Raw genomic sequence first — 12,437 nt, 5'->3', positions numbered from 1 at the left:
TTACTATAATAATATAAGACCTGCATATGCTTTAAATTATCAAAGCCCAGTTCAGTATCGTATCGAACGAGGCTTTGAATAGTTTTTTTATTGTGTCTACTTTTACTTGACTAGTGCAATTTAGCATCAGGTGTTTTTTTATTCCAAGAACATTAATATCATATTAATCTTATTAGTATTGCAAGTCATATCAAGTTTTTATTAGTAATGGATGATATAGTAATACTATGAGGGAAGGAGGGATAATAATTGTCTTTAAAAACGATAGAAATTATGGTTGATTGGATTGAAGATAATATAACAGAAAATCCAACTCTGGTTGAAATGTCCAATTATGTTGGGTACTCTCCATTTTATTGTTCAGCAAAATTTCATGAAAATGTTGGAATTACATTTAAGCAATATGTATCTAAACGAAAATTGAGTCTTGCTGCAATAGAAATTAGAGATACGGAGTCTAGGTTTTTAGACATAGCATTAAAATATGGTTTTTCTTCTCAAGAAGCCTTTACAAGAGCTTTTGTTGACGCTTTTGGATGTACTCCTTCTCGATATAGGAAGCGATTAACTGCTATTCAAATATATATGAAGCCGAATGTATTTTTAATGCCAGAAGAAGAATTTCTTGGTACTTTAAAAGATTGAATTAGTAATGGAAGGAGGATAAAATGTTTAAGAGAATAGGAAGAAATGATTTATGTTGGTGCGGGAGTCATAAAAAATATAAGAATTGTCATGATGAATTTGATAATAAGATTGAATTGTATAAACTGCAAGGTCATTTAGTACCTTCGAGGAAAATGATTAAGACACAGGATCAAATTTCAGGAATACGTGAAAGTGGTAAAATCAATATAGCAGTTTTAGATGCCATAGAAAAATATATTGAAGAAGGTATAACCACTGATGATATTGATAAACTTGTCTATCAAAAAACCAAAGAATTAGGAGGAATTCCTGCGCAACTTGGATATCAGGGATTTACAAAAAGCGTATGTACTTCTATTAATGAACAAGTTTGTCATGGAATACCATCAAAAAATGTAGTATTGTGTAATGGGGATATTATCAATGTAGATGTTTCAACGATTTATAAAGGATACTTTTCAGATTCATCAAGAATGTTCTGTATTGGTAATGTGGATGAAAAAAAGAAAAAACTGGTTCATGTAGCATGGGAATGCATGGATTTAGGACTAAAGCAAGTAAGACCTTGGAGTTTTCTCGGGGATATGGGTCAAATAGTTCATGAACATGCTATTAAAAATGGATACTCTGTTGTGAAAGACTTTGGCGGACATGGAATCGGTATAGGTTTTCATGAAGATCCTTGGATAAGTTATGTTTCAAAGAAAAATACTGAAATGTTAATGGTACCGGGCATGATATTTACAATAGAGCCTATGATCAATATGGGTACAGACGAAATATTTTTGGATAGGGAGAATGGTTGGACTGCTTATACAGTAGATGGCAAGCCATCGGCACAATGGGAAGTGATGGTACTAGTGACAGACGATGGCTATGAGGTATTGGCATATTAATTTAGTTGCAAAAATAAGAATTTATTAATTAAATTACATTGATAAAGCAATGAGCCTAGGTAGGTTATTACTTACCTAGGTTTATTTTTTAGTGGAGAATGAAAATGATAGAAATATTATTAAATGGTATTAAAAAGTATTATGGAGCAAATCAAGTGTTAAAAGATATAATATTTCAAGCTTTAAAAGAAGAAAAAATAGAAATAGTAGGAATAAATGGAACGGGAAAAGCAACTTTGATTAAAATAATATTATATGAAACTTCTGCGGATAAGGGAGAAATCAAAATAGGTGCAAATGTGAAAGTAAGATATTTACAGTAAAATATATATTTTAATAATGAAGAATGCAATATTTGGGATACTCTCAAAGAATAATATATATATCCAGGGGGGAGGCGAGAAGTATATTATTCTATGGTGAAGATGTCTTTAAAAAGGTTAAGAATTTATCACTTTCTTATTCTTACAAAATTGTTAGGAGATTGTAAGGTAAATGTATGGCAAATCTATGGTTGATATACTATAATTAATTGATAGAATGCGAAAGGAGCAAATAAAAATGAAAAAGAAGATAATTACTTTCATTACATGTATTTTTCTTATTGGTATTTTTGTACTAGGTATATTTACAGCTCCGACTATTATTACTGGATATAAAATGTATCAATCTGTTATAAATGATATAAGTCTTGAAAATGCAATTAATCAAGTTAGGGATGATGAAAATTATATAAAACTTGATAAAATCTCAGATGAGTATTTACAGCTTGTTTTAAAGTCGGAAGATAAGCGATTTTATCGTCACTTCGGTATTGATCTTCTCGCAATAGGGAGAGCTATGTATAATAATATAAAGGCTCACTCCTTAGTGCAAGGAGGAAGCACAATAACTCAACAACTTGCAAAAAATTTATATTTTTCTTTTGAAAAAAAGTACGAACGCAAGATTGCAGAGACTTTTGTAGCAATTGACCTTGAAAAGATGTTAACAAAAGATGAGATACTGGAATTATACTGTAATATTGTCTATTTTGGTGAGGGATGCTATGGGATTAAAGAAGCTGCTAATTATTATTACGGAGTAGAGCCTATTGAACTATCAACTGAGCAGGCATATGCTTTGGTATATACATTAAAAAGTCCAAATAATTATAATCCAAATGTCTATAAACCAATAGCTGTTTATAAATTTTTATCTTATCAAAATGCTATCTAAAACAATGATATTAATAATAGAATTTACTGTAAATTGGAAAAGTATATCCATATAACTTAACCTATTGGTTAATACTGATGCAAATTGTATTTTTAAGTTGATTAAAGGTTATTCAAGAATAAATTAATATGAAGGTTACAGTTTAACACCAGACTTATTTCTGGTGTTATTCTTTTTATATACTAAGAAAAAGGAGGTTTATAAATATGGAAACAATTAAAATCAATGCTTTGTGCAAATCATACGGAAATGCACAGGCCGTAAATAACCTTAGCATATCAGTTGAGCGGGGAGAAGTATTTGGATTGCTTGGTGCAAATGGAGCTGGGAAAAGTACTACAATTGAATGTGTTTTAGGGACGAAAAAGTTTAGCAACGGGTCGATCTCAATTTTAGGAATGAATCCGCAAACAGAGAGAAAGGAATTATTTGAACGAGTTGGAGTCCAATTTCAAGAATCAAATTATCAAGACAAAATAACTGTAGCAGAACTTTGTGAAGTTACACAAGCTCTTTATAAGCATCCATCAGATTATGTAGCATTGCTAAAACAATTTGGACTTTCTGATAAGTCCAAAAGCCAAGTAAATGAGCTTTCAGGAGGGCAAAAACAACGCTTATTTATTATACTTGCTTTAATTCCTAATCCAGACGTTGTTTTCTTAGATGAATTAACAACAGGATTAGATGCCAGAGCAAGAAGGGAGGTATGGAAATGCCTTTCAGATTTGAAAAAAAGAGGGCTTACTATCTTTTTAACCTCTCATTTTATGGACGAGATAGAAGCATTGTGTGATAAAATCTGTATTCTTAAAAAGGGAACCAGCATTTTTTATGGAACTGTACAAGAGGCGATTTCAAAGAGTCCATTTCAAAAATTTGAAGAAGCTTATCTATGGTATACAGACGAGGAGGAATGTAATAATGAAAATATTTAAAACAATGTTAAAAACTGAGTTGAAATTATCCCTACGAGGAATGGATATGTTTATTTTTGCAATTTGTATGCCTATAGTGGTAACAATTATTTTAGGTATTATATACGGAAATAAGTCGGCTTTTGATGGTGCGGGATACACATTTTTAGAACAATCTTTTGGAGCTGTTGTTACGATTGCAATATGTGCAGGGGGCGTGATGGGTTTACCCTTAGTCGTGTCTGACTATCGCCATAAGAAGATTTTAAAAAGATTTAAGGTAACGCCTATAAGTCCTGCTATGATTCTAGCAGTACAAGTGGTAATTTATATACTTTACTCTATTGCTTCACTTATACTTGTTTATGCTACAGCAGCAATTTTCTTTGGTTTTCGATTTAATGGTTCATGGCCTCAATTTTTAGGTTCTTACTTTTTGGTAATGATATCCATGTTTAGCATAGGTATGATGGTAGGTGGTATTGCTCCGAATATAAAGATAGCAAGCATTATAGCAAGTGTATTATATTTTCCTATGTTAATTTTTTCAGGAGCAACTTTGCCTTATGAAGTTATGCCAATAGCACTTCAAAAAATTGCAGATATTTTACCTCTAACTCAAGGAATAAAACTTATAAAAGCGGCTTCACTTGGTTTGACGATAGAAAGCGTAACGATGCCTATTATTGTCATGATTGCTTTTGCAGTAATATGTACTGGTGTAGCTATTCGATTCTTCAAATGGGAATAATATATAAGGAATTTTATGATGCTTGATATTACTATTATAAGAGAAGCAAAAGGAAATAATTTAAAAAATATTTTAATTGAAATTCCGAAGAATAAAGTTATTAACAAAAAGTGAAAGTTAAAAACCTAGATTGGTTTACATAATATAGAAGAAAGGTCATTTCTCTAGAGCAAATGACCTTTTTTCTTTCTTCATTATATTATAGCCTACAAACGACAAAGATGCAAGAAATAATTTGAAATATTACGAATTATAGAGATTATATGATATAATACTCTTCTCATATAATAGAGCCATGTATTTATTAGTATCATGGACTTTATTTTTTTCTATATATTATATAGAATTAATGTACTGTCATTTCACCGCTTAAACGTTTTTTTATCTATAATTTTATATTGGAGGTGTAGGTCTTATGCAGGCTCAAAAACATCCAGCATTTAATGCGGAAGATAGATATTTAAAGAATACTTGCAAATGTATAGACAGCGAGATAGATTATCTTGCAGATGAAGTAGAAAAAATGGATGAAGAATTGTTAAAACTTAAGAGAGCTGTAGGTGGTAATTATAGCGATGATGTTATTGTAAAAGCTACAATTCATGAAGCAAATAAGAGAAAGCTTAATCAGCTGAGAAGAGCTGAAGATAAACCGTATTTTGGAAGGATTGACTTCAAAGAACTTGGGAAAAGTGGATACGAAACCTTTTATGTAGGAAAAACAAGTTTAACCAAGAAAGATGATAACAAAATGCTTATTATTGACTGGAGAGCCCCTATGGCAAGTTTATACTATAGTGGTGAAATAGGAGAGGTAATGTATAAAGCACCTGGAGGATTAATAATAGGAGATTTGGAGCTTAAAAGGCAATATGAAATACAGAAAAAGGAACTAATTAATATTTTTGATAAAGGACTTACTCCTATGGATGAATATCTTCAAACAGCATTATGGGAAAAGAAGGATAATAGACTTAAGGATATTGTCAATACCATACAAAGTGAACAAAATGACATCATAAGGGCGGATAAAGGAAAGGTTCTGATAGTCCAAGGAGTAGCAGGAAGCGGAAAGACTACAATTGTTTTACATAGGATAGCATATCTTATGTATACCTATCAGGAGATATTCGATGCTGAAAAGTTGCTTATTATAGTACCAAACAATCTTTTTCTAAACTATATTTCCGATGTATTACCAGATTTGGGAGTTGAAGAAATAAAGCAATCTACATTTGAAGATCTTGTAATGTCTTTATTGGATACAGAGTATAAGTTGGCAGATATCGAAACTAAGTTTTATCAGCTGCTAGACTATCAGAATCTATCAGCAGGGTACAGAAAAAATTTACAGTTAAGTTCGTTTTTTAAAGGCTCTATGATATTAAAAGATATAATAGATAAATATGTTGTTGATTTATCTTTGAGTTTAGTTCCCAAAATTGATCTTAAAATCAATGACCTTATTATATATTCATATGATGAAGTTCTAAAAATGTATGAAGAAGATTATAAATACCTTCCTATTGTACCACGTTCAAAGAGAATACAAAAATACATCGAATCAAATATTTCAGATAGAGTTAAGACTATTCAGGAGAAAGTTACCAGAAAATGTGACAAGAAAATAAAAGAGCTGAAGGATTCTGTAGAAGATATAGAGACTATTAGAGATAAGATTATACGGGTATATGACAAGAGGGATATGATTAATAAAAATCTAGAGGATTCTATGTATAAAGCCATAAAACGATATTTTGACCAATGGGAAGATCTTGATATCCTAACACTATATAAAGGTCTAGTATCAGATTGTGAGAAATTGGAGAAATATAGTAATGGAGAGCTCGATAAAGGAACTATTACATTTGTAAGTGACTATTCTAAGAAAATATTTGATAATGAAATGCTGGAGAGAGAGGATTTAGCTGCGCTGTTATATCTTCATTTAAAGCTTGAAGGACTATCTTTAAAAGGAAAGTATAATCATATAATAGTGGATGAAGCACAGGACTATAGTGAGCTTCAGATGTATATATTAAGGCAGCTTAGTAGTAATGATTCTTTTACAATAGTGGGTGACATTTCACAAGGAATACATTCATATAAAGGTATAGGAAATTGGAAAGAGTTAATGGATAATGTATTTACAGGTTCTGATAAGGAATTACTAAGGTTAAAAAAGTGTTATCGTTCCACAATGGAGATAATGAACTTTGCTAATCAAGTTATAAAAAAATGGAGAAAAGAAGAAATAACTCTTGCGGAGCCTGTATTAAGATCAGGAGACAAGCCTTTAATTATAAAAAAGAATAATGATAATGAGATTATTAATGATATAGCTTTAAGGATAAATGAAGTTAGAGGAGAAGGCCATAAGTCAATTGCTGTAATATGTAAGACTACCGAGGAGAGTACAAAAGTATACCAAGCATTGAAGAATGTTATGGATGATAATATACATTTAATTACTGACAAAGATACTTCCTATGGAGGTGGAGTAGTAGTAATTCCAATATATTTATCAAAAGGGCTAGAATTTGATGCTGTTATAATATTTAACTGTTCAAAGGATAATTATATAGATGATGAACTCCATATAAAATTGTTATATGTTTCAATAACAAGACCTTTGCATAAGCTTTTTATATATTATAAAGATAAACCGTCAATATTATTAGATATTGATGGTGACTACTTTGATATTTTATAAAGGTCTGGATATTGACAATAGCATATAATTAAGATAAGAAATAGGAAAAGTAACCTGAAATTGGGAGTATTGAAGAAATTAAAAAATAGGAGATTTTAAATATGAGGATATGGACATTTCAATCAATTGATGTTTGGGAGAAACTAAAAGAAGATAAGATTGTCACCTGTGATGCGAAGTTAGCATTCTATTTAAAAGATGAAGATTATTCATTCTTACAGCAATATAATTGGATTAGGGATAAAATGATAAATAAAATAGGTGATAGCTCTTATAAATCTAATATATATCCTATATGGGGATGGTACATTTATGAAGGGCAACATAAGAAACCAGATTTAAGGCACTCTGCTCATGGGCCATCGGGAGAACAAATGGCTTGCATTGAATTAGAGATTCCAGATGAGAAAGTTTTATTAAGTGACTTTGAGTTATGGCATTATGTTCTAAATAATTGGTATATAGGAAATAGTACAAATGAAGAAGAATTGGATGCTGAATGTGAATGGTTGGATTCATTATCAAAAGAAGAAAGACAAGATTTAATTGAAAAATCATGGGATAAAATATTTAATATAAAAGAATGTCTTAATAATGAAATTTACTCTTCAGGAGAATATATTCAAGGTACGTTTTGGGAATTAAGACTTGATAAAGTAAAAAAAGTACAAATATTTAAGGCAAGATAAGATTTCGCTTCTTTTTTATTTCGCATGACACTTGGAGAGAACAGTTGATAATCCTTGTATTCTATTTTTTATACAAGAGAGTAATAGTCAACCATAAAGGTGGGATTTATGTGACAATATGACCGTAAACAAAGATTTGATACTGTTTGGCCATCAATCTATAATTTAGAAAATGGTACAATATATTGTTATATAAAAATGTTATAGGGTTAATGGTTGTGCTAATGGCTTTCCCTAATACTACTGCAGCTGCTGTGGCTACCACTGTAACTGCGGTGTCGCCTGTCAGGTAACTGGTATCTGAACCTAAGGTAAGGCGTTCTAAAGGGTATAATAAATCAGATGAACGATAAAGCTCATCGAATAAGAAAAAACGCTGTAAATCCAGTTGTATCAACGGATTACAGCGTTTTCGTGTGCATCTATGGTTTTGGGGCTGACGATTTCCCGTTCCATCAATAGGCACTATTTACTGTTTCCTCGGTTTTTTTCATAGCTTCTTCCCTTTCTTTATAAAATAAGGGGAGCTCTTTATGCAAAAGAGTTTTGACGGAATAGCACACAGGCCTGAAAAAATCACCTTTTCCATCTAACCCCAAAGGACAGCCTCCTCCGCAAAGAAGAGAATATGTACAATCCCTGCATTCGGGAATTTTTTCTATATTACGGTTACGTATTGAGTTTTCCTTGAACTCAATTAAGGGATGATACTTTCCTATAGAAAAGCGGTCCTTGCCAACACACCCCAAGCATGGATAAATATCGCCATAGGGGTCAAACGCCATGCCATCTACGTGTGCATAGCAATAGGAGTACAAAGGATTTATGGCTCTGCCATATACTAAGTGATCCAGTATTGAATTTTTTTTAGTTATAAAATCGTTTATTCTTTCCCTATCCTCGAAGGAGTGCTTTATATCCGAATGATATATTTCAGTCATTATATCAATTCGTTCATCATAAGAATTTCCAAGCAGTGTGGCCAATTCAAACGATAAATTGTCCTTATATTCTGAAAATCTGTCAAGCAGTCTTTCTCTTAAATCAATTGCTTCCTCGTAATTGCTTTTGTCAAGGTTCATTCTGATTCGGATATTTATCCCGCTTTCTAAACACTTTTCTACACCATCCATAATTTTTTTAAACGTAGGCTTTCCGTTAGCTAAGACCCTCCTGCTATTGTGAGACTCTTCACTGCCATCTAAAGTGATTAAAACTTGAGAAATATTTATAGACAAAAGTAAATCAAGGGATTCTATCAGATAATACCCATTGGTGAAAATTTGATATGTTTTATCGGGAGCCTTATTAAAAAGATGTTCCAAAGCAGGTCTGGTTTTTGGAAGCAACGGCTCTCCTCCAAAAAGACATATTGACTCCACGCCCTCACCCGCAAGCTTTAAGGCGGCATCAATTTGTTCCAGAGTTATGACCTCTTTTTTAAGATAGGCATCACCCTCAAAGCAATAAGGGCATCTGAAGTTGCAGTCATAAGTCATAACAAAGACGATAGTTCTTTGGTCTTTTTGCCTTTGAATGTGATCGTTGCGCAATACCTTTAAAATTTCATTCTTTTTGGCTATTTCCTCTTCGTAGTTATTTACCAGATATCCTCTGGATTGGAGATTGCTTAATAACTCAGCCTCCAAATCATTCTCCGTTACAATCTCTTCACAAGTCTGCCACTTGGACAAGGTTTCGTAAATAGGGGCATCAATTTCGTCCATAGTGCCTGTTAAAGAGTTTATCAACAGTTTTTTGTTATCGTGTATGTCTACAAATATCATGTGTTTAATTAATCTCATTGCTTTCCCTCCCTAAAGCTGATTGTTGTGTTAATGAAGTCCCACGCTTGCTGAGGATGTCCAAAGTATATATAAGCCAAATACCCATCATCTCCGCCAAGTTTATGGTGCACACATAATTTCGCAACAAATCACATTGCCGCAAACCATAATAAGCAAAATGTTTGACGGGATGTTATCTGTGATAAAAACCCTTCTATCACTGAACACTTTGGATTATTGTGATAGAAGGGCTATGTAGCTTAGCTTTTTTCGAAACAAATATTCAGTAAGAGAGTAAGCTAAACCACCTTACTAAGCTTAGCAAGCACAGCACCATTGATTACCAATTCCTACCATTGGTCCCATCTGTGAATTCTCCTGATTTGACTCATTTTGTAAATTCCAACTAGCTTCAATAATCGGCTTCATTTTCATTATATTTTCACCCCCCTAGTATGACACGACGTTCTACCTTTTTTGCATTATACCATGGTGTATATATGAATTATATTAAAACATTTATTAGAAGTCAAGATAAATTTTACAAATTTTATGAATTTTGCAAATTTTTACAATTCTTTGCAATTTACTACAATTTTCTACAAATTTACCAGATGCCTCCTGATGTTTGGGAAAACTTTGGACTGCATTGCACTAATCAGGTACTCGCCGCCCATAAGATCGGTATAACAGCCCTCGAGATTCCGGGTCAGGGTGTGGTATTCTCCGTCAGGATCAAGCAGAAGGACGTGCTTTCCTGAATCTCGGAGTACTCTTACTCCAGATGAGCTGCAATCATTTCTCCTATTGCATTAAAATTTATAGAAAGCTTTGGAAGAGTATAGGTATAAAATATAAATGGTCGCTCAATGAATGGTCAGATTTTATGATTACAATTGATGAACTTGGTAATCTTAAAAGTCATGGGGTTATTTTATCAGATTTAAATTGATTCAAGGGAATGCTATGGTCTAGTGATATATTAAATAAGTATATTACTTAAAAATATATTTAAAGCAATAAAAACTAGCGGTATAGGGGGAGAGCTAAGATGAAAAGATTTTTGTGTTTATTTTTAGCAATGATGATTTCACTAGTTGGATGTACTCCATCCAAGCCAATAGAAAAGGAAACATCAGAAATATCAGAGCAACCAGAAGAGATATTGGAGGCTTAAGAGCGATCAGATGGATCCAGGACTTTACTTTCACCAGAAAATAAATTGAGTATAGTGAGAAAACCTAGTGCACCAGACTATTCTTCCATGAATTCTGGAAGATGATAGAGTTGCCAACTTATAATCCAGATTCAGAGGTCTCTTCAAAATAAGATATAATAAATTTAATAAAAGAGAAAAACAAATCAAAAGCTATGAAAAAGTTTATAATTATAACTTGACAATAATTAAAATTAGTAATATTCTAACATTAGATAAATATAAAAACATATAAATATTAGAATGAATTCGAAAGAAGGGTGCCTAATGATACATAAGATAAACGGTAAAGAATTTAATTTTATGTTTAGTAAACCTTTGGAGCTACTATATTCACTTATTGCAGTATCCTTTAAGGATGAATTTTTAAAGGATGTTGATGAAAAGGAAAAGGCTAATATGCAAAGTATATTAAAAATGGTGGAAAATATGCAAGGAAGGTTATCAAGTTATATAAGATGGGAACTTCAGTACTTTTTTCATAAATATGCGTGTATCTATAGTACTACAATGGGAGTAACTATTTATATGTCGTACCTGAATCATAATCCTGAGGTCAATACTATCGAAGAGATTTTTGAAATAATTGATAAAAGTGATGAATATACAATGCTTTCATATGCCATAGAGAGTATATTTTTCGAAAATAATAATAAGAATATTCGTGAAGTCTATGATTGGAACAGTGTTCAAAACAATCCGAATGAATTGATGAATATCATTAAAAAGCTTGAATTATCCGATGAAGATATGAACCAAAAGCTTATAGAAAGTATTGAAAATGCTAGAGAAACAAAGCAAAGATATATTATGCTTTTAAAGCAGTTTTATGAAAAGGCCTATATGCCTTTTGAGGAGGAAATATATAAAGCAATAGTTCCATCAATAGAACAGTATGAGAGAGAATTTTTATCAAACCCTGAAAGATTTTGTAGAAAATATTTTGTAAAGGATATAAATGTTTTTGGATCAAAAGTTGTTATTCATATTAGCTTTTCCAAGTTCAGAGGTTCCGACTATTGGTCTTCAAAGAAAGGTACAGAGTGTATTATATTTGGAAGTGATACATGGAGATTTATTACAGAAGAACCTGAAAGGGAAAGGATATTAAATTTCCTAAAGGCTATTTCAGATAAACGAAGGATGAGCATAATTGAGCTTTTAGCTGAAAAACCATGGTATGTAAATGAAATAGCCGAAGAGATAGGGATGAGTGCTGCCACAACCTCATATCATTTGACAAATTTACAAGAATTAGGAATAGTGGACTTCGAAAGGTGTGAGCATAGGTTCTATTATTATCTTAATAAGGATAAACTTCGAGAATTATTTAATGAATCAATGAAAATCTATCTGCATGAGTAGCTCAAGCTCATGCATTTTGTTAAACATAACATTCGAGAAAAATGGAAGGTTATAATTGTACAAGTATTTTTCGAAACACTTAAATTGGGAAGAATAAAAATATTGTTCTAAAAATATTGGCTCTGTAAACTAAATATGAAAAAATAGTACAATATCTTCATAGAATTGCTCTAAGTTTCTTTGGATTGCTCTAAATTTCGCTTTGCATATGATAAAGCTTCGTCTATGAAATCATCA

At 31.8% G+C, this 12,437-nt stretch carries 11 protein-coding genes; 10 read left to right on the top strand and 1 reads right to left on the bottom strand.

Going from position 1 to position 12,437, the window contains the following annotated elements; all coding sequences use genetic code 11:
* The first annotated feature begins 249 nt into the window (after positions 1 to 249).
* From KQI38_RS08955 to KQI38_RS08920, 8 genes are all read left to right on the top strand, one after another.
* Entirely contained in the window at positions 250 to 645 is a 396-nt protein-coding gene (locus tag KQI38_RS08955; protein WP_094899975.1) for a helix-turn-helix transcriptional regulator, read from the top strand.
* A gap of 23 nt (positions 646 to 668) precedes the next feature.
* Entirely contained in the window at positions 669 to 1,544 is an 876-nt protein-coding gene (locus KQI38_RS08950) for a methionyl aminopeptidase (RefSeq protein ID WP_216558379.1), read from the top strand.
* Between the two features lie 104 nt (positions 1,545 to 1,648).
* Entirely contained in the window at positions 1,649 to 1,867 is a 219-nt protein-coding gene (locus KQI38_RS08945; RefSeq protein WP_216558377.1) for an ATP-binding cassette domain-containing protein, read from the top strand.
* 238 nt (positions 1,868 to 2,105) lie between these two features.
* Positions 2,106 to 2,762: a biosynthetic peptidoglycan transglycosylase gene (locus KQI38_RS08940; RefSeq protein ID WP_216558373.1), complete on the top strand. Its 657-nt coding sequence runs from the start codon at positions 2,106 to 2,108 to the stop codon at positions 2,760 to 2,762.
* Positions 2,763 to 2,968: 206 nt separating this feature from the next.
* Positions 2,969 to 3,700, top strand: a complete 732-nt coding sequence (locus KQI38_RS08935) for an ABC transporter ATP-binding protein (RefSeq protein WP_216558370.1) — start codon at positions 2,969 to 2,971, stop codon at positions 3,698 to 3,700.
* Positions 3,687 to 4,430, top strand: coding sequence for an ABC transporter permease (locus KQI38_RS08930; RefSeq protein ID WP_246565736.1), 744 nt, complete (start codon positions 3,687 to 3,689; stop codon positions 4,428 to 4,430). The genes KQI38_RS08935 and KQI38_RS08930 overlap by 14 nt, the downstream gene beginning before the upstream one ends.
* Before the next feature lie 415 nt (positions 4,431 to 4,845).
* The gene (helD, locus tag KQI38_RS08925; RefSeq protein ID WP_216558368.1) at positions 4,846 to 7,143 is read left to right on the top strand and encodes an RNA polymerase recycling motor HelD; all 2,298 of its coding nucleotides are present in this window, start codon (positions 4,846 to 4,848) and stop codon (positions 7,141 to 7,143) included.
* A gap of 101 nt (positions 7,144 to 7,244) precedes the next feature.
* Positions 7,245 to 7,832: a DUF3841 domain-containing protein gene (locus tag KQI38_RS08920; protein WP_216558366.1), complete on the top strand. Its 588-nt coding sequence runs from the start codon at positions 7,245 to 7,247 to the stop codon at positions 7,830 to 7,832.
* A 455-nt stretch (positions 7,833 to 8,287) separates the two neighbouring features.
* On the opposite strand, the gene KQI38_RS08915 is transcribed toward KQI38_RS08920, so the two are convergent.
* Entirely contained in the window at positions 8,288 to 9,637 is a 1,350-nt protein-coding gene (locus KQI38_RS08915) for a radical SAM/SPASM domain-containing protein (RefSeq protein ID WP_216558363.1), read from the bottom strand.
* Positions 9,638 to 10,670: 1,033 nt separating this feature from the next.
* Between KQI38_RS08915 and KQI38_RS22305 the strand changes: the two genes are divergently transcribed.
* The gene (locus tag KQI38_RS22305) at positions 10,671 to 10,796 is read left to right on the top strand and encodes a hypothetical protein (protein WP_276515567.1); all 126 of its coding nucleotides are present in this window, start codon (positions 10,671 to 10,673) and stop codon (positions 10,794 to 10,796) included.
* 306 nt (positions 10,797 to 11,102) lie between these two features.
* Positions 11,103 to 12,200 carry an ArsR/SmtB family transcription factor gene (locus KQI38_RS08910; RefSeq protein ID WP_216558361.1) on the top strand — a complete coding sequence of 366 codons (1,098 nt, stop codon included), beginning with the start codon at positions 11,103 to 11,105 and terminating at the stop codon, positions 12,198 to 12,200.
* Positions 12,201 to 12,437 lie beyond the last annotated feature (237 nt).

The organism is Tissierella carlieri (assembly GCF_018917285.1).
GTDB classification, from domain to species: Bacteria; Bacillota; Clostridia; order Tissierellales; family Tissierellaceae; genus Tissierella; species Tissierella carlieri.
The sequence above is the reverse complement of the archived record's forward strand: the minus strand, read 5'-3'. Positions and strand labels throughout refer to the sequence as shown.

Excerpts from the sequence above, each read along its gene's own strand:
- helD (WP_216558368.1), top strand. The coding sequence starts at position 4,846 with ATGCAGGCTCAAAAACATCCAGCATTTAATGCGGAAGATAGATATTTA.
- KQI38_RS08940 (WP_216558373.1), top strand. The coding sequence starts at position 2,106 with ATGAAAAAGAAGATAATTACTTTCATTACATGTATTTTTCTTATTGGT.
- KQI38_RS08930 (WP_246565736.1), top strand. The coding sequence starts at position 3,687 with ATGAAAATATTTAAAACAATGTTAAAAACTGAGTTGAAATTATCCCTA.
- KQI38_RS08950 (WP_216558379.1), top strand. The coding sequence starts at position 669 with ATGTTTAAGAGAATAGGAAGAAATGATTTATGTTGGTGCGGGAGTCAT.
- KQI38_RS08915 (WP_216558363.1), bottom strand. The coding sequence starts at position 9,637 with ATGAGATTAATTAAACACATGATATTTGTAGACATACACGATAACAAA.
- KQI38_RS08910 (WP_216558361.1), top strand. The coding sequence starts at position 11,103 with ATGATACATAAGATAAACGGTAAAGAATTTAATTTTATGTTTAGTAAA.
- KQI38_RS08935 (WP_216558370.1), top strand. The coding sequence starts at position 2,969 with ATGGAAACAATTAAAATCAATGCTTTGTGCAAATCATACGGAAATGCA.
- KQI38_RS08920 (WP_216558366.1), top strand. The coding sequence starts at position 7,245 with ATGAGGATATGGACATTTCAATCAATTGATGTTTGGGAGAAACTAAAA.
- KQI38_RS22305 (WP_276515567.1), top strand. The coding sequence starts at position 10,671 with ATGAAAAGATTTTTGTGTTTATTTTTAGCAATGATGATTTCACTAGTT.
- KQI38_RS08945 (WP_216558377.1), top strand. The coding sequence starts at position 1,649 with ATGATAGAAATATTATTAAATGGTATTAAAAAGTATTATGGAGCAAAT.